Raw genomic sequence first — 20,419 nt, forward strand, 5'->3', positions numbered from 1 at the left:
GGCTAAGGGCGGCTGGTGCTGAGCCATGTGGCTTGCAGGCTTTGCCCGGGGCCGATCTTTTACCGCTGCTTCTGCTGCTTGCGAAGCCAGCTTGCGCGGTATTGATGACGCAGGGTAAAGGCATTGCAACAATCGGGCATTCGCATCATACAAATTCTGCAGATTGCCTGCCTATAATTGCGCCACAAACCAGACACGCTCCACAGTTTACCTACTAAATGTAAACGGTAAAGCCATTTTTAGCTAACCTATTGAAAGACTTCGCTCTTTTGCGGCATTATCCCGCCAGAGCTGGGCTTTTCGTGGGGCCCATTAGTGCATTTTGGGGAACTCAAATATGTTGAAACTCCGCTTTAAGAACAATAAGCATAATGCGGTGTGGCTGGTAGAGCCGAAGGTTACCATCGGGCGTGATTCCAAAAACGACATGGTGGTTGATGACGCCAGTGTTGCCGAGCTGCACGCAGAGATACATGTCAATCATGAAGAGCTCACATTGCGGGTGTTAAATCCCGAGCAACCTGTGCGGGTTAATGAGAAAAGCATCAGCAAAGGTGCGCGCTTAAAGGTGAATGACGTGTTAACCCTTGGCAAGGTGCAGCTGCAGGTGGTGGATCCAAAACAGGAGCCCAAGGCCGTGCCCACTCTGGTACGCACCGAAACCACGGGTTGGTCTTTGAAAGCCAATCATGCAGCCCTTGCCAATAAAGTATTCAATATTGCGCCCAAAACCGTGGTGGGCCGGGCCAGCGACTGCGACATAGTGCTGGCGGCGGCCCATTTGTCGCGTCGGCATGCTGAACTCACAGTGAAAGATGGCCTGTTGTATGTAAAGGATTTGGGGTCAGCCAATGGCACCTTCCTCAATGGCACACAGATTACCGAGGCCCGCGTTAAGCGAGGTGATGAGCTCCGTTTCGACACCCTGGGGTTTGGCGTGGTGGGCCCAACCGATGACATGGATAAAACCAGCATTCGCTCTATGCCCAAGCCAAAGCCACAGGCCGCAGCCCGCAAGGGCGGTGTGAAGCGGCCGCTGGAGCCTAATGTTGAGCAGGTTAAGGCGGCCATGGCCGCCCCTGAGGCGGAAGACGAGCAGCCGCGCGCCTCGGCGTTTACCGGCCTCAGTATTACCTTGCTGGTAATTGCCGGCATTGCCTATTGGGCTTGGCAGTCTGGTTATTTTGGCGGCTAGTTCGCCTGCGCCCTGTAAATCGGGCGCGCTAGCGCCCTTGGCCAAAAGCGCCGCCACTGCAATTGGCCCATAGCGCACCTTGCCAAAGCGCCGGCTTCAGGCGCTTTGGCATTCAAGCTTGCGTCGTTAAATCGATAGGCCGCCAAGGCCTGGTTAATTCGATTTAGCGATAAGCGCAAAGCCCTCAAGAACTATTCGTTGTTTAAGTTTTGATCACCTCGGCCGATACCCCCGTAATCTGGTTTATTCCCGGCAGGAGGTATTCAATGTTGGCCCCAATTCAGCCCAATTCAGCGCAATTTTCCCCTGGCTCCCTAACCCCCGATACCTCCCGTGCCCGTCAATCAAGCAGCCTGAGCACACCTGCGCTGCAAGGCGCCAGCAGAAGTGAGCCAGTAGCAGCCACGCGCGAGCAGGGCATCACCCCTGATCGCGCTGCCGGTACCATCTTGTTGTTTATTGAAAACCGCCTGCAGGCAGACGCCGCGGCAGGCATGAGCACCGAAGATCTGCAAAGCCGCTTGGACGCGGGCCTAGAGGGCTTTTTGAAGGGTTTCAATGAAGCCAAAACCATACTCTCTGAAGCAGGGTTGCTGTCTGATGAGCTGATGGCCTCCATTGGTGCCACCTACGACAAAGTGCTCGCTGGCCTTGCCAATATGGCTGAGGAGCTGGGGCTCGATGATAGCGCAATAAAGGCCGCCCAAACCCCTGCCGCTGAAGAGCCCCCCGTACTTGATGCCCCCGATGCAGTAACGGCGCCGGTGGCAGATATCAAGGGCCTGGTAAAAGCCAGCCGTGCCTTTGATTTCAGTGTTACCACCCAAGAGGGCGACAAGGTGCAAATCAGTGCCTCAAGCTTTTTCAAAGCGAACTACGCCGCCAACGGTAATGGCGCGAGCGCAAGCCTGCGCCAGGGCGAAAGTTTCCAGCTGAAAATCCAAGGCGATTTGAATGAGGATGAATTGGCGGCCATTAATGATTTGTTGGGGCAGGTGAATGACTTGGCCGACCAGTTTTATGGCGGCGATTTACAAGCCGCCTTTGAATCTGCCCTAGCATTGGATTTTGATGCCAATGAAATTGCAGGTTTTGCACTGGATTTACAGCAAACCCAAGTGCAAAAAGTAAGAACAACCTATGGCCAGCCGGCTCAGGCTTCGCCCTTCCAGCCTTTAGGCCCAATGGCCGATCAGGTACAAGCGGCGCTGGAATCAGCTCGCCAGTTCATGGAGCCTGCCAACCTGTTGTTGAATATACTGGATAAAATGAGTGGCGTGCACCCAGAGTCAGGGCAGGCAGATGCCGGTGTGCACAAGCTATTTTCAGACACTGTAGGGGCCATGGCTGATAAGTTGGCAGCCTAAGGTCAAGATGCACTGCGGTAAACCTTGGCGAGGTTGGTTGTTTCACTCACCGCAAGCGTTGGCGGTGAGCCTGGTTAATCATTGTTGCAACCGGTACCGGAGCGCCCAAGCAGTTGTTATACGTTTATCTAGTTGTTTGTGCGGCTGTGGGGTTTTAGCCACCGTTCAGGTATGATTGCGCTCGCCTCAGGTTAGCGGCCGCTTGTGGCGGTTTTGGAAAAATGTCTAACCGTCGGCGCTTTTCATTTAATATTTTGCCTGCTGCTATGACTCACCCTGTATCGCCTCAAAAACACCTGCTAACTGTTACCTTGCTGGGCACAGAGGGTTGCCATCTGTGTGATGACGCCGAGGCATTAGTGCATCAGGTACTGCAAGCCAGAGGTGTGCCTTACCGGTTGGATCACCGCGACATAGCCGATAGCAATGAGGGTATAGAGCAATACGGATTGCGCATTCCGGTGCTTGTCAATCAGGGGCGAGAGCTGGACTGGCCATTTAGCGCGGAGCAACTGGCTGTGTTTATCTCTGATCAGGTTGTGCCTGGTCCCTAGCCATCGAACACCAACGACTCCAATGCGCTGGTAACCCATACCAGGCTTTCGGTGTAAAAGTGCCCGAGCGCAGAGGCTTCAACGCCGTGGTGCTGAAGCCAGCTCCAGTCGATGTTATCCCAGTCTGCCTTTTCATACTGTTTAATAATTTCCAGTACTTTGCCTTCGTTATTTTTGTAGTACATCAAGGCACTACGAATATTTTCACTGATAGAAATTCTTTGCAGTAGTTCTTCCATCGGGGCATCCATGAATGCGTCGATGGTTGACAGCAGGCCTACGGTGAAAAATGTATCGCCGCGCTTGCTGGTGGTGGCCGCTTCCCCAAGGGTTTGACAAAAACGCGCCCTTACCAAGGTGGCCACACACAGCTCCCGTGGCTTGTCGTCAATACTGGCCATAGAGAGTAGGGTAATCCAGCTGCGTACCTGGATAAGCCCGAGCAGCGTAATGGCCTGGCGCAGGGATTCGATTTTACAAACGAAATGAAAGGCCGCCGAATTAATCAGTTTTAGCATTTTATAACTAAGCACTGGGTCCTGGGCGATTAAATGTTCAATGGCCTGAATGTCTGTGCCCGGATCATTGAGTTGCGCCAGCAGCTGTAAAATGGTTTGCCGGTTTTCAGATACTTTCCTGCCAGACATGATTTGCGGGCGGGATAAAAAGTAGCCCTGAAACAAACGGAACCCCAAAGATTTACAGTGCTCCAGCATTTCGTAGGTTTCTATTTTTTCAGCCAGCAAGGTGACACCCAAAGGCTTTAGGTATTCTACGTGATGTTGTAGCTCGGCCTCGCTAAGCGCCAATACATCCAGTTTCACTATGTCGGCATATTCCAGCATTTTGAAACTGCTGGAAGTCAGGGTGAAATCGTCCAGTGCAATGGTGTAGCCCTGTGCGCGTATTTGCCCGAGTGAGGCCAGCAGGTGGTTGTCTACTATCTGGTCTTCCAGAACCTCAATCACCAGTTGCGTGCGGCTAAAGGGGGGGGTGCTTAGCAGGAGATTGCGAGTGAAGTTAATGAACGCCTTATATTCGCCTACCACTTCGCCAATGCTCAGATCGGTGAAGGCGCGCAGTAACACCTGCGAGCTGGCTTGGTCGCCACAGCTTATGTTTGCCCTGTTTTCATCGCTGTCGCGGCATAGCAATTCGTAGGCATAGACGTTCATCTCTGTATCAAAGATGGGTTGGCGCGCGAGCAATGGCAGGTGTTTCTGGTTCGGCTGAGACACGGCTGATATTGCCCCCGGTAATTCAAAAGTTGGTGCAGTGGCTCATTCAGTGTAGTGGTTCAAAGTGCGATTTTGCAGCTAAATCTTTGGCTTTATTGGTCTAAGCTTGATATCACTGGGCTAGAGAGCGGGTTATGTCTAAGCTACTGGAAAGTGTGGATGCGCGCACCAAATTGGTGGGCGAAAACAGGCTGGAGCTGTTGCTTTTCAAGCTCAGTGGCCGGCAGATGTATGCGCTGAACGTTTTCAAAATCCAGGAAGTGGTGCAAATTCCGCCGCTAACGGCCATGCCGCACCGCCACTCGGTTGTGCGAGGGGTAACGCACCTGCGCGACCAAACCATTTCTGTTATCGACTTGAGTGCTGCAATTGGCCTAAGGCCGTTAGCTGATATAACTAACGGCAATATGATCGTGACGGAGTACAATCGCAGTATTCAGGGCTTTCTGGTGGGTTCTGTTGATCGCATAGTTAATTTGAATTGGGAGGTGATCCTGCCGCCGCCAACAGGCTCCGGGCGGGCACACTTTTTAACGGCCATTACCCACATTGATAACCACATTGTTGAGGTGCTGGATGTAGAGCGGGTGCTGGCCGACATCATTCCCTACGATACCCGCGTATCCCAGGATGTGCTGGATGCCGATTTAGCGGCAAAAGCCAAAGCCAAAAAAATGAAATTGCTCATGGCCGATGACTCCATTACAGCCCATGGCCAGGTGCGCGATACTTTAAAGCACTTGGGGGTTGATGTGATCAGCGTACAAGATGGGCTACAAGCGCTGCAGTTGTTACACCGTTGGCTTGATGAAGGCATTGATGTGCATGCGCACATTTTTATGTTGATTACCGATGCCGAAATGCCGGAAATGGATGGCTACCGGCTCACCCATGAAATCCGCAAAGACCCACGGCTTAAAGATCTATTTGTGGTGCTGCATACATCGCTTAGCGGCAGCTTTAATCAAGCCATGGTAGACAAGGTGGGTTGTGACGGGTTTTTATCCAAATTCCAGCCAGACACCCTGGCAGACTTGGTGCAGTCGCGCTTGCGAACACTGCTGAATTAGCGACCTTTTGATTCTGTTATCTCACCTGATTGATCGCTAGTTGCAAGCGCGTGCAGCTATTTCACAGCTTGCCGCACAGCGCGAAAAAACCTCTTTTTAGGCGCAGGCTTTGGTGGCTGCATGCCCGGTGCGGTGACTTTTACAGCACCTTCGGCGTGACCTTCTAGGGCGCCTTTAGCGTGGCAGCCGCAGCGTTACTTTTTAGTGCAATGGCGGGGAGCTTGGTTGCTCCGCGCAGTTGGGTGATATCGGCACCATTGCGATAGGCGTAAATAACGGAAAAAACCACCACGTTTTGCACATAGTTACGGGTTTCTTTGAAGGGGATGGTTTCTATCCAGATGTCCATCGGCAAGCTGTCGCGCCCGTCGGCAAGCCAACGATCTACCCTGTGTGGGCCCGCGTTGTAGGCCGCAGCGGCCAGTGCCGGGTTGCCACCAAAGCGTTTAAGCATCTCTTGCAGGTAGCGGCCGCCAAGGGCGATATTAAATTCAGGTTTTAATAAATCATACTTGCGGTAGCGCATGCCGGCTTTGCCCGCGGTTTGACGCGCGGTGGCTGGCATTAATTGCATGAGCCCCAGGGCGCCGGCTGAGCTTTTTGCGTCTGTAGCAAAGGCACTTTCCTGACGGGCAATGGCAAATAGCAGATTCGCATCCATGGATAATGCGTCGGCCTGGGCCTCCATGTGTTCGGCATAGGCAAGCGGAAAGCGCACGGTTAAATCGTTCCAGGCGCGTGCGTCGATCATGGCCTGAATGCCTTTGCGGTGCCATCCCCATTGGTAGGCCAGGGTGCCGGCGGCCTGCATTTGTGCGTCAGAGAAGCCACGCACTGCGTGATACCACTCGGCCCGGGCGAGCCCGAGGCTGCCCGTTAAATAGAATTCCCGCGCCCTCAGTACACCCGAGTGATTGCGCACAATGCGCTGATCTGCCAAGGGAATCTGGGTGGGTTCGTCTTCAAGGTTGTAGTTGCGGCCCAAGCGGTCGGCTGCAAAAAAACCGTAGTAGCTGCGCCCATTGGCAAGCGCCTCATAGCTTGCCTCAATGGCAGGGTATGGGGGCAGTTCATGGCCTAGCGCTTCCGCCGCCCGGGTGGCCCAGTATTGCCAGCGCGGCGATTGTTTGTCTTCGGTGGGCAGTTTGGCAATCCAGCGCTTTACCGCCTGCCAGTCTTGCTCTGCCAGCGCGCCGCGCAGTAAATGTTCCACCATATCGGCATTGTTAAAGTTTTCCATGCTGGCAGCCAGGCGCTCGGCCTCGGCCATATGGTTGCCGCGGGCCAAATACAAAATCAATGATTCTTGTACTTCACGGCGCTTGGCATCGGCAAACAGCTGCTGGGCGTCGTAGCGCTGCCAAAGTATTAACGCTTTTTGCGGATCTTTGCGAGCCAGGCGCTGAATGCCGTGCAAGATGGTGAATTTTGTTTGTTCATCTTGGCGCGAAAAGTTGCGGTATTGCCCGAGCAAGTGAGGGTTGCGGTCCACTGCCAGCAGGCGCTCCAAATCGGGCTTGATGGTGGCGGGCGCGTGTTTGCTGATATAGCGGGTAAGCGTAATTTTGCGGTTTGCCATGGCCTTGGTTGCCCGAGACCAGCTCAGTGCTGCGGTTTGCCTGCCCGCTGCCCGCCAAACTTCCAGCAGTGAATCACAGGCTTTGGGCAAGGAGTGGCCTTGATTCCAGAGGGCATCTACCTCAGTGAGCGCCGTTTCATCGCCGGTAAGAAGCCGCGCTCTCAGGTATTGGCAGGTAAGAGGCTCATCGGCCATATCGGCATTGTAGTAACTCTGGAATTCGTGCCAGTGCTGTTTGCTGTGCAAGGTGGCAAGCCAGTCGCGGTTGAGGCGCTTGGCAAGGTAGCTGCCTTCATGCTGATACAAAAACTCGTCCACTGCCCGGTAGGGGAGTTTGCGCAGTTGTTTGTTGAGCAACAGGTACTCTAAATAGGGCACTAGTGGGTAGTCGGCCAGTACCGCTTGCCAGTGCGACGGGTCTTTAATATCACCGCGGGTAACGGCTTTCAGCGCCTCTTGATACAGCGCTCTGAGCTCGGCCTGGCGGTGCGCGCCAATTTGCGTAAACGGGTGCGGCGTTTGCACGGGCGGCTGGGTTTCAGGCGCTGCCGCCAAGGCTGTTGGCGCAGCCTCTGGGGTGAGAGCCTCTGTGGGCTCTGGTGTTATGAGGTTCGCTTGGGGCTGGTGGCCGGGCGCTGAATCTACGGCTCGGGCCGCGCCCGAAAACGCGAGGCTTGCGGCAATCAGGCTTGTGGCCAACAGGGCGCTGGCTCGCAATGGTCGTGATGTTGAAAAAGTGCCAGCCCGTTTGGCGGGGTGACGCGCGAATACCAGCTGCGCAACAGCGACCATGATTACCTCGTAAGATCAATTATTGATCAGGTCAACAGCCGCCTGTGGCTGTTTGTGAACGTCTTTTATATCACGCCTGATAGTCATTACCAAAGTATAGGCCAGCTCTTTCATGGGTGCAGTTTGGTGAGCCTATGCGTATCATGCGGGCCTTACTGAGGAGAGTAGTACCCCATGCCATTAGTTCGACTTGATAACGCATCCCTCCACTTTGGCCTTCAGGTGATTCTGGATAAAGTGCAGCTGGTCATCGAGCCTGGCCAGCGCGTGTGTTTGCTGGGCCACAATGGTGCGGGTAAATCCACACTGATGAAGGTGATTGCCGGCGATACCCTGCTTGATGAAGGTGAAATGTGGCGCCAGCCAGGCCTTAAGGTGGCGCGCCTTGAGCAGGATTTACCCGAGCCAGACGAGCTCACGGTGTTCGAGGTGGTTTCTCGCGGCTTTTTGGAGGTGGGCGAGTTAATTGCCCAATACCACAAGCTCGCCCAGCTCCCAGACCCGGACATGAGCCAGCTTGGCAGGCTGCAAAGCCAAATTGAAGCCGCCGATGGCTGGGCCATCGAGCAGAAAGTTCAGGCGATTCTTACCCGCCTGGCGCTGCCTGCCGATGCCAAAATGGCGTCGCTTTCCGGCGGCTGGCGCCGTCGGGTGGCGCTTGCGAAAGCGTTGGTGATCGAGCCGGATTTGCTGATGCTTGACGAACCCACCAACCACCTGGATATCGAAGCCATTGAATGGCTTGAAACACAAATCGCCCAGTACCGTGGCGCGGTGGTATTTGTTACCCACGATCGCGCCTTGGTGCAAAAACTTGCCACGCATATTGTTGAGTTGGATCGCGGGCATCTGCGTTATTGGGAGGGCAGCTACCAAAGTTTTCTGACCTTTCGCGAGCAGCAAATGGCAGAGGAAGAGCGCCATAACGCCTTGTTTGATAAACGCCTGGCCGAAGAAGAAGTTTGGATTCGGCAGGGCATTAAAGCCCGGCGTACGCGCAACGAGGGCAGGGTGCGGGCGCTCAAGGCGTTGCGTGTTGAACGCGCACAGCGCCGCGAGCGCCAGGGGCAGGCAAACTTTGAGCTGCAACAATCAGACAACAGCGGCAAGCTTGTGGCAGAACTCACCGGCGTTACCCAGCACTATGGTGAGAAACGGTTGATCGATAATTTCTCCACCACCATTGTGCGCGGCGATCGCATCGGATTTTTAGGCCCCAATGGTGCCGGCAAAAGTACTCTGCTTAAAATAATTCTGGGCCAGCTCTCGCCCCAGGAAGGCAAAGTACGCTTGGGCACCAACTTGAGTGTGGCCTATTTTGATCAGCTGCGGGATCAGCTCGACCTTAATAAAAACGCCGTTGATAACATTGCCGAAGGGCGCGAGTTTATTGATGTTAACGGCAAGCGTAAGCACATTATTTCTTACCTTTCAGATTTTCTGTTCACCGGTGAGCGCGCGCGCACGCCGCTGCGGGTACTCTCCGGTGGTGAGCGCAACCGCGTTTTGCTCGCTCGCCTGTTCAGCAAGCCTGCAAATCTTCTGGTGCTCGATGAACCCACCAATGACCTCGATGTGGAAACCCTTGAGCTACTTGAAGAATTGCTTGGCAACTATGAGGGTACGCTGTTACTCGTGAGCCACGACCGGGCGTTTTTGGATAACGTGGTGACCAGTTGCTTTGCCTTTGAGGGCGATGGCATTGTGCGTGAATATGTGGGCGGCTATGAAGATTGGCTGAGGCAGGGCGGGCGTTGGCACCGCAATCGTGATAGCCAAAAAGCAGCGCAAGCCAAAACCGAGCCGCAAGCCCCGGCAAGCAGCACACCTGATGAACCCGCAAAAACGCAGGGCAAAAAGCTTAGCTATAAGTTGCAGCGTGAACTGGAGCAGCTGCCGGGCCTTATTGAAAAGCTTGAAACCGATATTGAGTCTTTACAGGCACGCATTGCCCAGCCCGATTTTTTTGAAAAGTCCCGCGAGGAAACCGAGGCCGCGCTAGGTGAGCTGGCGCAAAAGGAATCTGCGCTAGAGGCGGCGTTTGAGCGCTGGGCAGAGCTTGACGCTATGTAGCCATTAGGCCTGCTGGCAGGCCTTGTGCGAGTGGGTTGGAGTATGGGCGGGCTCAGTCGCTTTCTTCAACACGCACTGCCAATACATCGCGGTTGGCTCCGTGCAGCACGCCATTGGCGGTAGAGCCAAGCAGCAGCGCGAGCCCCTGGCGGCCGTGGCTGCCCACCACAATTAAATCGGCGTTAAGCTCGCCGGCAATGTGATGCAGCTCGGCGGCCGGTTGCCCCACTTTTAAATGGCAATCTGATTGCGCAATGCCGTATTGGCTGGCCAATTTGTGCAGTTGTTGCTCTGCTTGCGCTTGCAATTGTGTTTGAATTTCCGTGAGGTCCATCGGGATGTCGCCGCCATAGGCGAATGTCAGTGGCTCCAGAACATGCACCAGGTGAAGCTTGGCGCTACACAGCTGCCCAAGTTGCCTGGCCCGCTCGATGACTTGGGTGGATTCCGGTGAAAGGTCTACGCCGATGATGATCTGCTGATAGGCTTGCATAAAACACTCCTTTGGCTGGGATCTACCACCCGATACTAACGCGGTCTCGGGATTTGTTAAAGCACACACAAATAGTGGGAGTTTGAAATGTCAGATTGGAATAGCTGGCTGCTGATTATTGCCGTTGTGGCCCTGGCCGTGGGCCCGGTAATGATGTTTAAACCCAGTGGCGGCCAGCGCAAGCTCGCAAAGCTTCGGGGTATTGCCAACCGGGCGGGCTTAAGGGTGCGCCTGGCGTCAGGCAATAACAAAGCCCTTGCCGGTACAGCCTTGTATGCCATGCCTTGGGTGCACAAGCCCTTGCGATCACTGCAGTGGGCGCTGGTTCGTAAAGACTATGTCCATGAAATCCATTTAAATGATGTTTGGTCGTGGGAAAACTCAACCCAAGTGCCGGATGCTGTGAAAGCATTGCTGGCAGAGGAAATTCCCGCGCTGCCGGTATCCGTCATGGGGGTATCTGCCGGTGCAGAAGGTCTTGGCGTAAATTGGAGCGAGAGGGGAAGCGAAGTTGAGTTGCAAGCCATTATGGCCTGGCTCACTGAAATGCAAAATAAATTGAATGATAAATTGGCCGCCTAACTGCGTTAGTCGTCTAGCATGTCGTCTAGCAATTGATCACTGGATTCATCTGGCGCGTCGGGGTTTAAGAAGGTTTCGGGCATGAGCTCTTCACTTAAGGAGACTCGCTTGCCGTCGAGCATTTCGGCCACCTGCTTGATCATTTGATGTCGGCGTGGGTCTGAGTGGGTGGATGAAATCAACATCTGGCGCGCCTTCTTGTAATAGGCGTGTGCAGACAGCGGGTTACTCTTGTTCATGGCCTTGTGGCCTTGGCCAACCATGGAAATCACATCCACCATCAAGTGCTGGTAACTCAGCTCGCGCACAAATAATTGCATTTCTTCCATTGATATTTTTGCATGCGCCTGGCGATGCCTTATAACCTTGGCAGCTTCAGTAAGGTGTTTTTGCGCAAGCGCAATTTTTGCATCGCTTTCAAGCAGGCGCCGGGGTTTGAGCGATTGATTAGTAGATAGTTGAGACGCCCGTTGCTGTGCGGTGTTCAGGCCCGCTTCCAGGTAGGGGAGGCTTGAGTCCAGATCGATCATTGCCTGGTACATATCTACAATTTCATCGTTGATCTGTATCAAAACGTCAGGATTTTCCAGTAAATGCGTTAAATGGATCAGCAGCGTTTCCAGCTCATCCACACGCAGTTTTATTTTTTGCAGGCGAATGCGACGCGAGCGCAGGCGCTCTTGGCGCTGGTTGGCCAGGCTTACCACCAAAAGCGACAAAACTGCAATCGCGCAAAAAATAATCAGGCTGGTCAAAGTCTGCCCCTCGCACCCGGTTAGCACAAAAAAATCTTACAGCCATTTAGAGTGTAGCAAGCCGGTTGTCGGCCGGGGCTGGCCTAACTTTAATTTATTGGAATAAATTGCTAGTAAAAACAATCGCTTAACTAGTATTTTTGCCGCGTTGTTAAGGCTGTAGGGCGGCAGTAAAAAGGCGAATAAAAGCCGGCCTGGGCCGAGGTGTGCTAAAAAGTAATCACTTGACCCTTTGGCGTTGAGGTTTTATATATGCGCACCCTGAGTGCGAAGGATCGTCATTCGCGCATAAATAACGTAACGTGCGCAATCACGCTTCTACTATATAAAGAAACAATACAAGCAATTAGAGACCCTATATGGCCAAATCACTTGTTATCGTCGAATCACCCGCCAAGGCAAAGACGATCAATAAATACCTTGGCAGTGATTACGTGGTTAAATCCAGTGTCGGCCATATCCGCGACTTGCCAACAAGCGGCAGTGCCAAGGGCGCGGTAGACCCTAAAGAGCGTGCCCGGCAGGCGGCCATTACCCGTAAGTTATCGCCCGAAGAAAAGGCCACGCACAAGGCCCAGAAGGCACGTGAGCAGTTAATTAACCGCATGGGTATCGACCCGGAAAACGGCTGGGAGGCGCACTACGAGATCCTGCCCGGCAAAGAAAAGGTGGTTAACGAGCTTAAGCAACTGGCTGCCAAAGCCGATGAAATCTATCTCGCAACGGATTTGGATCGCGAGGGAGAGGCCATTGCATGGCACCTGCGTGAGGCCATTGGCGGCGACGACAGCCGCTACAAGCGCGTGGTGTTCAATGAAATTACCAAAAGTGCCATCAAGGGTGCTTTTGAAAAGCCGGGCAACCTGGATCTTGATCGTGTCAACGCGCAGCAGGCGCGCAGGTTTCTGGATCGGGTAGTGGGCTACATGGTATCGCCCTTGCTCTGGGAGAAGGTGGCGCGCGGGCTATCGGCCGGGCGCGTTCAATCGGTTGCGGTACGGCTTTTGGTTGAGCGCGAGCAGGAAATTCGGGCATTCATCCCGGAAGAGTACTGGGATGTGTTCGCCAACCTCAATACAACCGACGCCCAGAAGCTGCGATTTGAAGTTAAAAAGTACCAAAGTCAGGCGTTCAAGCCGCTCACCGAGGCGGAAACCCAAGTGGCGGTTAACGCCCTTCAAAATGCAGACTACCGCATTGTGGAGCGCGAAGATAAACCCACTAAATCAAAGCCTTCGGCGCCATTTATTACCTCTACGCTGCAGCAGGCTGCCTCTACCCAGCTGGGATTCAGTGTCAAGAAGACCATGATGATGGCTCAGCGCCTGTACGAGGCGGGCTATATCACTTACATGCGTACCGACTCCACAAATTTATCAGCCGATGCCGTTGCGGCCTGCCGCGATTACATTGTGGATAATTTCGGTAAGCGTTATCTGCCGGAATCGCCCAATGTGTACAGCAGCAAAGACGGTGCGCAAGAGGCGCACGAGGCCATTCGCCCGTCGGATGTAGGCTTGATGCCCGCGCACCTCAAAGGCATGGAGCGCGATGCTGAGCGCCTGTATGGGTTGATTTGGCAACGCTTTGTGGCCTGCCAAATGACACCTGCAGAATTTACCTCTACCGCCATAGTGGTGGGTGCTGGTGACTATGAACTGCGCACCCGCGGGCGGGTAATCCGCTTTGACGGCTTCATGAAAGTGATGCCCGCGCCTGCCAAAAAAGATGAAGACGTGGTGCTGCCGGATGTAAAAGTGGGCGATGCTCTAACGCTTTTGTCGCTGGAGCCTAATCAGCACTTCACCAAACCACCAGCACGCTATTCGGAAGCGGCATTGGTTAAAGAACTTGAAAAGCGCGGTATCGGTCGGCCATCCACTTACGCTGCCATTATCTCCACCATCCAGGATCGCGGTTATGCCCGCGTGGAAGGCCGCCGGTTTTTTGCTGAAAAAATGGGCGATATCGTAACCGAGCGGTTGGTGGAAAGTTTTGATGACCTGATGGCTTTCTCATTTACCGCCGAGATGGAGCAGCAGCTGGATCAGATCGCCACAGGTGAGCGCGGCTGGCGTGAAGTGCTGGATGAATTCTACGAGAACTTTTCCAAAAAGCTGGAGCTTGCCAAGTCGAAAGATGGTGGCATGCGCGCCAACGACCCAACCGATACCGACATTGCCTGCGGCAATTGCGGCAGGCACATGCAAATCCGTACCGGATCTACCGGTGTGTTTTTGGGTTGCTCAGGTTACGGGTTGCCACCTAAAGAGCGCTGTAAAAACACCATGAACCTGGTATCTGGTGATGAAGCTATCAGTGCAGACGACGAGGAAGCCGAAACCCGCCTGCTGCGCACCAAGCGCCGTTGTAAACTCTGCAAGGCCGCAATGGACAGCTACCTGCTAGATGAAACACGCAAGCTCCACATCTGCGGCAACAACCCAGATTGTGCCGGTTACGAAGTAGAAACGGGCACCTTCAAGATTAAAGGTTATGATGGCCCGGTGTTGGAGTGCGACAAGTGCAGCAGCGAAATGCAGCTGAAAACCGGTCGTTTTGGCAAATACTTTGGTTGTACAAACAGCGAGTGTAAAAACACCCGGAAGTTATTAAAAAATGGCGAGGCCGCACCACCTAAGATGGATCCGGTACCCATGCCGGAGCTGGCTTGCCAGAAGGTTGATGATCATTACATTTTGCGTGATGGCGCGGCAGGTTTGTTCCTGGCGGCCAGCCAGTTCCCAAAAAACCGCGAAACGCGCGCGCCCTTGTTGAGTGAGCTGCTGCCCCACAAAGATGAAATTGATAGCAAGTACGCGTTTTTATTCAGTGCGCCCGTTGCAGATGATGATGGCAACCCCACGGTTGTGCGCTTTAACCGCAAAGAAAAGGTGCACTATGTGCAGTCGGAGGTAGACGGCAAAGCCAGTGGCTGGAAAGCGGTTTACGAGGGCGGCAGGTGGGTTGTAGATAAGGCCACCAAGCGCGCGCCCAAGAAAGCTGCTGCCAAAAAGGCGCCGGCTAAAAAAGCGGCCGCCAAGAAAGCTACTAAGTCTTAGCCCTATGCAAAGTGCACGCGCTCACGTTAACCAGCAGCTGGCTTGGTGCCGGCTGCTATTAACACAATTTGAGCAAAGTGATTTACCCTGGCGTCAGCAGTGTTTAGTGCAAGCGCTGGGCTGGCACCTCAAGGCCTGTTATCAGGCATTTATTGCAGAGCTTGCGCAGGCGTTGCGCAGCACGGCACAGCTGCCAGAAACCGCGCGCGATGTCATACAAGCCATTCCCGCCGGGCGCGAAGTGCCAGCAGAGCTGCGCGAGCTGTTAAGGCTTGAATCCGGTGATTCCTGGCTGGCCTCACTACTGGCCTTGCCCGCACCGGGCAAGGCCAGTGCAGCGGATACGGGAGCGGACGCAGGGAAGGCAGGTGGCGCAAACAGCCAGATATTGGCTTCAGATAAGATTGCGGTATCCAAACCCCGGGTATTTGATTTGGCTCTGGCAAAGGCGTCGCTTGCCGCACTGGATGAGATTATTCAGCGCAATCGCGCCTTCTGCGATGAGTGCTAACCGGGCGCTACCTGGTAGGTTAATGGTAGGTTAAACCCTGCGCCTTTTTAAATCGCGTTGAAGTTTGGCAGCTTAGAGCGTTGCAGGGCTATACCTACACCCTTCCACAATTCATTAACCCAATCACTTTCCGGGCATCCTCTAAGTATCTTTCAAGCACCTTCCAAGTAACTTCCAAGCACCTTTCAAGCACCTTTCAAGCACCTTCAGTGGCCGTTTAAACGCCATTTAATCACCCAGGCGGCCAAGATAGCTCAATTGCTGGATGCCGCTATTTGCCGCTATGGCCTGGCGGGAACTCATCGCCAATTGCTGGTAGAATAGTGCCACTGTTTGTTTGGGAGTTGTTATGTCCTCTGATCTGTACGAAATAATTGAGCTTGCCTCGGGCGAGATTGCACTGCGCCGCGCCAACGAGGAAGGGGAGCCTTTAGTGACCATTCGCTTTTCTGAGGAGTCACAATATTTCTTACAAGAGGCGAAATACGATGTGGCCAAAGCAATGATCGAGGCGGGTATGGAAGCCGCTGGTGAAGTGGCCATGGAAAAATCTGATCAGGAAGAGGCCGCAGGCTCGCTTGATGAGGAGCTGGTTTCCAAAACCCTGCATTAAACCCGCCTAAGCTGTGCATTGCGCAACAGCGCGTATTGCGTGACCCTCGGTAGATCCGTTTGGTGTGCGGATTTGCCAGACCTGGTTGTAATCTGAATTCCCGTGCGGTGCTTTTCTGCTTTCTGTTAGCGGCTTGAGCCAGTGCATCGCGGCAGGTTAGTGCATGTGCCTGTTTTATACGCCCATGGCTCGCGTTAGTGTCAAACTTAGCCTGTGGTTTATGTGCAAGTAGGCTAAGTATGGCGTGGGCGTCAATAGTGATGCCTTAGGGCAGTTTCTAGTCAAACATATACAAACATATACAAACATAAGCAAACATAAACCAAAGATAAGCCAAAGGCTTAATGGGTACTTCAGCCGTGTGCTTTTAAAGGTATTAAGCGGCCTAGCTCTTGTTTACAAAGCGTAGCTTTGCATGCTTAACAGCTATTGCCGCTAGCCGCCAAAATTACCGAACTCATGCCCTCGTTGGCTGACCAAAATGAGCCGGCTGTTACCTTCATGGGCTGCGCGTTCCAGCTCTTTTAGTACATCTTTTGGTTGTGGGGGTAGCTCTGCAACTACCGTGTGGCTTGTGCCATTGCTAAGCGCCTCCCAGGTCATCCACAACACATCGTTATGGCTGCTGGCCTGGATCACCCGCAATGTTTGAGCGTTTACGCCTTGTGATTTTAAGGTGTGCTGTTGCGAGCTGCGAACGCTTATGAGTGTGAGCCATTGGCGCTGGTTGTTGTTGCCCAGAAAGCAAATCATGGGTAGCAGCATCGACTGCTGATCACCTTTGGGGATTACAAGCTCGGTAATGCGGCTTGTGGGTGTGCAGGTTTTGGGCTCTTGCGCAGCAAGGGCTGCGCGCGCTGAATTATTGTTCTGGAGTGCAATGGCCATAACCGAATACCTTTTAAGTGGCTTAGTTGCGGCGTAAAACGCCAACACTTAACCCTTCAATAGCAAAATTTTGCGACTTTAAATCAACTTCAATAACCGAGAACTCGGGGTTTTCCGGGTGCAATTTAAGTTGCGCACTGCCGCGGCGGTGTTCAAGCCGCTTTACGGTAACTTCATCTTCAATGCGGGCAACCACAATGTCACCGGTGCGCGCTTCTGTGGTGCGGTGTACTGCCAGTAAATCGCCATCGAGAATGCCGATGTCTTTCATGCTCATGCCGTTTACGCGCAGCAGGTAATCTGCTGCAGGGCTAAAAAAGCTCTGCGGGATTTCACAGTACTCTTCGATATTTTCTTCCGCCAATATGGGGTTGCCTGCCGCAACGCGCCCAATGAGTGGAATGCCTGTTTCAGATTCCGGCAACCGAATACCACGCGAGGCGCCGGCCACCATCTCAATGGCGCCTTTGCGGGCCAGCGCTTTCAGGTGTTCTTCAGCGGCATTCGCAGAGCGAAATCCCAACTCCTGTGCAATTTCAGCGCGGGTAGGTGGGTAGCCGGTTTCATCAATGCAGCGTTTGATGAGATCCAGAATTTCTTGTTGCCTGGCGGTGAGCTTGATCATTGGGTCTCCAGGGAGCGGGCGCTCTGTTTTTTTATACAGTAGCTGTGATTATATACAGTAAAATATATTCGGCAAGCACTTAGGCATCATAGCTATACTGAAAAGGGAGCTCTGGCTTCTAATTCTTTGAAGTAAAAGGAGTTTTTTATGTTTGATGCAAAAATGCCCGAGGCCTGGCGGGTGCTACGGATTCAGTCTGAGCTGGTTGATGGTATAGAGCAGCTTATTAAAGTGCGTGGCGCAGTGACAGTGTTCGGCAGCGCGCGCACCCGGCAATCTCACCCGCATTACGCCGATGCAGAGCTGTTGGGTAAGCTCTTGGCGGAGGCTGGTATTCCTGTGATTACCGGTGGTGGCCCGGGAGTTATGGAGGCGGCTAACAAGGGTGCCCAAGAGGCGGGCGGGGAGTCTATCGGGTTGAATATCACCTTGCCCATGGAGCAGGCGCCCAATCCTTTTCAGACTATCAGCCTGACATTTCGTTATTTCTTTGTACGCAAGTTCATGTTTGTGAAGCATGCCGTTGGCTTTGTGATTATGCCCGGCGGTTTCGGCACGCTCGATGAGCTGTATGAGGCGTTAACGCTGGTGCAGACTGGTAAGGTGTCGCCGTTTCCCATTGTGTTGGTTAACCGCAACTACTGGCAGGGGCTGCTGGATTGGATGCAGTCGACCATGGCGGGGCAGGGGTATATCAGTGCAGCTGATTTACAGCTGATTCAATTAGTGGATACCGCTCAAGAGGCGGCTGACATTATCAAGGCCCACGCGGCCTCTGCAATGGGCGTGCAACAAGCGCCCGTTGTATAGGTTAAAGGCAGCTGTTGCGTTTGGTTGGCTGCAGGCGGCCGCTAGTCGTCGGCCTCGGTGCCGGTAAAGGGTTGTGCCTCTAACTTTTCAATGTCCAGCGGCTCGATTGGGTGCTCGCCATCTATGCCGCATTGGCTTTTTAAGCCAGGCCCGGTTTCATAGGCTGATGTTGGGTCTTCTGGCGGGGCAGCGGCTGCGAGCGTGAGTTCTGGCCAAAGCTCGGCATCTATTTCATCTAGCGAGCCATCGGCGTATTGGATTTCAATAGTGGCGTGATCGGGATCCAGGGCAACAACTTCAAAATACTGGTTGGTTTCGCGGTTGTTGTACCACTGCCCGGTGTGTGGTGTGAGCATGATTTATGGCCTCCCATTGCGTAGTCGCGCGGTGCCTTGCGGCCACCTTGACACCCAGTTCATGTAAACGTATGTTCGATATTGAAAGGCGCCCTCAATCTTATGCGCTAACCATAATATAAGCCCTGCCAGAGAAGTTCGCATGTCCCAGCCTGATACCGTAGCCCGCATTCTGGATGCCGCAGAAGCCTTATTTGCCGAGCGTGGCTTTGCCGAAACCTCCTTGCGCACCATTACCAGCACGGCAGGGGTCAATCTGGCGGCGGTAAATTATCACTTTGGCTCCAAAAAGGAGCTGATTCAGGCGGTGTTTGCACGTTTTTTAACGCCATTCTGCCAAGAGCTGGATCGTTCGCTGGTGAAGCTCGTGGAGCGCAAGGGCAGTGAAATGCTTACCCCGGTAGACTTGCTCGATTGCCTGTTTTCCACCATATGCGATGGTTCCGAGGAGGGCAGCTTGGCGGCCCAGCGGTTTATGCGCCTGTTGGGGCTGGCCTACGCGCAGTCGCAGGGCCATATTCGGCGGTTTATCATTGCCCGCTACGGTGAACACTACCAGCGCTTTACCGGCCTGTTGCAAAAAGCGGCACCCGAGATAGATCCGGTCACCTTTTACTGGCGCCTGTATTTCATGCTAGGGGCCACCATCTTTACACTTTCAAGTTTCGATTCAATCAGCGCCATTCTCAAAGAGGATTTCGGTCAAGACAGCACGCTGGTAGGCACAACCCAAATGATGGTGCCCGCACTTTCAGGGATGTTTGCTGTCAAGTAGAATGCCGCTTTTACAATAATGAGGCAGGGGCCCATGTCAGCGGGTGTGGTAATGGTGGATGTGGCAGGCACGGCGTTGTCTGCTGAGGATGCAGAACTGTTGCGGCATCCGCAGGTGGGCGGCTTGATTCTGTTCAGCCGAAATTTCGAAAACCTCACTCAGTTACAGGCGCTTGTGCAGGCAGTGCGCGAGTGCAGCCCGGATATTCTTATCGCGGTAGATCACGAAGGCGGGCGCGTACAGCGGTTTCGCACAGAGTTCTCAGCCATTCCCGCAATGCAAAGTTTTTTACCGGATTTTCGCAAAAACCCGCAAGCGACTTTAAGCGCAGTGCGAGATGTGGGCTGGTTGATGGCCAGTGAGCTGTTGGCTACGGGTATTGATATCAGTTTCGCGCCGGTTTTGGATGTGGATGATCACCACTGCAAGGTGATTGCTGATCGCGCGTTTTCGCCTGAGCCTTTAGAAGTGGTGCAGCTTGCCGGTGCCTTCATGCGTGGTATGCATGAGGCGGGTATGGCCACCACGGGTAAGCATTTTCCCGGTCATGGTTCTGTAACCGGCGATAGCCACCTGGTGCAGCCCGTTGATGAGCGCAGTTTTGATGAGATTGCCGCCCACGATCTGGTGCCCTTCAAGCAGTTGTTGCCGCAGTTGGATGCGGTGATGCCCGCACACATTGTCTTCCCCCAAGTTGATGCCCGCCCTGTTGGTTTTTCAGCACATTGGCTGGGCCGTTGCCTGCGTCAGGATATGGGGTTTGAGGGTATGATTTTTAGCGATGATTTAAGTATGGCCGGTGCCCACAGTGCCGGTGATTATGCCGCGCGTGCTGATGCAGCCCTTGGCGCTGGGTGCGATATGGTGTTGGTGTGTAATGATCGCGCGGGTAGCTGGCAGGTGGTTAAGCACCTTGAGGCCTGTGCTACCGCACCCTCTGTACGGATAGCATCTATGCGCATGCGCCGCAGGGTGCACTGGGATGACTTGCGCCAGATGTCGCGCTGGCAGCACCTGGTGAGTGGCTTGCCTGGCATTGATGCGCCCGCAGTCGCTGTGGGTGAACCGCAGCAATAACATT

Annotated in this window: 19 protein-coding genes; 12 read left to right on the forward strand and 7 right to left on the reverse strand. The window is 53.8% G+C overall.

The features are described from left to right. The first annotated feature begins 337 nt into the window (after positions 1-337). The 3 genes from L1F30_RS07505 (at position 338) to L1F30_RS07515 (ending at position 3,116) form a co-directional block, all read left to right on the forward strand. Positions 338-1,195, forward strand: a complete 858-nt coding sequence (locus tag L1F30_RS07505) for an FHA domain-containing protein (protein ID WP_253361257.1) — start codon at positions 338-340, stop codon at positions 1,193-1,195. 266 nt (positions 1,196-1,461) lie between these two features. Further along, positions 1,462-2,562, forward strand: a complete 1,101-nt coding sequence (locus L1F30_RS07510; RefSeq protein ID WP_253361259.1) for a DUF5610 domain-containing protein — start codon at positions 1,462-1,464, stop codon at positions 2,560-2,562. Positions 2,563-2,828: 266 nt separating this feature from the next. Next, positions 2,829-3,116, forward strand: coding sequence for a glutaredoxin family protein (locus tag L1F30_RS07515; RefSeq protein WP_253361261.1), 288 nt, complete (start codon positions 2,829-2,831; stop codon positions 3,114-3,116). On the opposite strand, the gene L1F30_RS07520 is transcribed toward L1F30_RS07515, so the two are convergent. Beyond that, a complete protein-coding gene (locus L1F30_RS07520) occupies positions 3,113-4,354 on the reverse strand; it encodes an EAL and HDOD domain-containing protein (RefSeq protein ID WP_253361263.1) in 1,242 nt (413 codons plus the stop codon). The genes L1F30_RS07515 and L1F30_RS07520 overlap by 4 nt on opposite strands. A gap of 134 nt (positions 4,355-4,488) precedes the next feature. Between L1F30_RS07520 and L1F30_RS07525 the strand changes: the two genes are divergently transcribed. Further along, positions 4,489-5,424, forward strand: a complete 936-nt coding sequence (locus L1F30_RS07525) for a chemotaxis protein CheV (RefSeq protein WP_253361264.1) — start codon at positions 4,489-4,491, stop codon at positions 5,422-5,424. 163 nt (positions 5,425-5,587) lie between these two features. Here L1F30_RS07525 and L1F30_RS07530 read toward each other — a convergent pair whose 3' ends face one another. After that, positions 5,588-7,795, reverse strand: a complete 2,208-nt coding sequence (locus tag L1F30_RS07530) for a transglycosylase SLT domain-containing protein (RefSeq protein ID WP_253361266.1) — start codon at positions 7,793-7,795, stop codon at positions 5,588-5,590. A gap of 174 nt (positions 7,796-7,969) precedes the next feature. Between L1F30_RS07530 and L1F30_RS07535 the strand changes: the two genes are divergently transcribed. After that, a complete protein-coding gene (locus L1F30_RS07535) occupies positions 7,970-9,868 on the forward strand; it encodes an ATP-binding cassette domain-containing protein (protein ID WP_253361268.1) in 1,899 nt (632 codons plus the stop codon). A 52-nt stretch (positions 9,869-9,920) separates the two neighbouring features. Here the strand turns inward: L1F30_RS07535 and L1F30_RS07540 are convergent, their stop codons facing one another. Then, positions 9,921-10,361, reverse strand: coding sequence for a universal stress protein (locus tag L1F30_RS07540; protein WP_253361270.1), 441 nt, complete (start codon positions 10,359-10,361; stop codon positions 9,921-9,923). Between the two features lie 87 nt (positions 10,362-10,448). Between L1F30_RS07540 and L1F30_RS07545 the strand changes: the two genes are divergently transcribed. Continuing rightward, entirely contained in the window at positions 10,449-10,943 is a 495-nt protein-coding gene (locus L1F30_RS07545) for a hypothetical protein (protein WP_253361272.1), read from the forward strand. Positions 10,944-10,948: 5 nt separating this feature from the next. Here L1F30_RS07545 and L1F30_RS07550 read toward each other — a convergent pair whose 3' ends face one another. Then, positions 10,949-11,698 (reverse strand): hypothetical protein, encoded by a 750-nt coding sequence (locus L1F30_RS07550; RefSeq protein ID WP_253361274.1) that lies wholly within the window; start codon positions 11,696-11,698, stop codon positions 10,949-10,951. 359 nt (positions 11,699-12,057) lie between these two features. On the opposite strand from L1F30_RS07550, the gene topA reads away from it, so the two are divergent. The 3 genes from topA to L1F30_RS07565 all read left to right on the forward strand — a co-directional run bounded on the left by topA (position 12,058) and on the right by L1F30_RS07565 (position 15,884). Continuing rightward, positions 12,058-14,760 carry a type I DNA topoisomerase gene (topA, locus tag L1F30_RS07555; protein ID WP_253361276.1) on the forward strand — a complete coding sequence of 901 codons (2,703 nt, stop codon included), beginning with the start codon at positions 12,058-12,060 and terminating at the stop codon, positions 14,758-14,760. Positions 14,761-14,764: 4 nt separating this feature from the next. Beyond that, positions 14,765-15,271: a DUF6586 family protein gene (locus L1F30_RS07560; protein WP_253361278.1), complete on the forward strand. Its 507-nt coding sequence runs from the start codon at positions 14,765-14,767 to the stop codon at positions 15,269-15,271. 349 nt (positions 15,272-15,620) lie between these two features. Further along, the gene (locus L1F30_RS07565; protein ID WP_253361280.1) at positions 15,621-15,884 is read left to right on the forward strand and encodes a hypothetical protein; all 264 of its coding nucleotides are present in this window, start codon (positions 15,621-15,623) and stop codon (positions 15,882-15,884) included. 435 nt (positions 15,885-16,319) lie between these two features. Here L1F30_RS07565 and L1F30_RS07570 read toward each other — a convergent pair whose 3' ends face one another. Then, complete coding sequence (locus tag L1F30_RS07570; protein ID WP_253361281.1) at positions 16,320-16,772, reverse strand: hypothetical protein; 453 nt, start codon at positions 16,770-16,772, stop codon at positions 16,320-16,322. Positions 16,773-16,794: 22 nt separating this feature from the next. Then, entirely contained in the window at positions 16,795-17,397 is a 603-nt protein-coding gene (lexA, locus tag L1F30_RS07575; RefSeq protein ID WP_253361283.1) for a transcriptional repressor LexA, read from the reverse strand. 147 nt (positions 17,398-17,544) lie between these two features. Here lexA and L1F30_RS07580 point away from each other — a divergent pair, with 147 nt between their 5' ends. Beyond that, positions 17,545-18,207 (forward strand): TIGR00730 family Rossman fold protein, encoded by a 663-nt coding sequence (locus tag L1F30_RS07580; RefSeq protein WP_253361285.1) that lies wholly within the window; start codon positions 17,545-17,547, stop codon positions 18,205-18,207. Between the two features lie 41 nt (positions 18,208-18,248). On the opposite strand, the gene L1F30_RS07585 is transcribed toward L1F30_RS07580, so the two are convergent. Then, the gene (locus tag L1F30_RS07585) at positions 18,249-18,563 is read right to left on the reverse strand and encodes a DUF6763 family protein (RefSeq protein ID WP_253361287.1); all 315 of its coding nucleotides are present in this window, start codon (positions 18,561-18,563) and stop codon (positions 18,249-18,251) included. Between the two features lie 142 nt (positions 18,564-18,705). Between L1F30_RS07585 and L1F30_RS07590 the strand changes: the two genes are divergently transcribed. Continuing rightward, entirely contained in the window at positions 18,706-19,338 is a 633-nt protein-coding gene (locus L1F30_RS07590; protein ID WP_253361289.1) for a TetR/AcrR family transcriptional regulator, read from the forward strand. Between the two features lie 33 nt (positions 19,339-19,371). Next, entirely contained in the window at positions 19,372-20,415 is a 1,044-nt protein-coding gene (gene nagZ / locus L1F30_RS07595; RefSeq protein WP_253361291.1) for a beta-N-acetylhexosaminidase, read from the forward strand. Positions 20,416-20,419: the final 4 nt, after the last annotated feature.

This window comes from Simiduia sp. 21SJ11W-1, from assembly GCF_024138675.1.
Taxonomy (GTDB): domain Bacteria; phylum Pseudomonadota; class Gammaproteobacteria; order Pseudomonadales; family Cellvibrionaceae; genus Simiduia.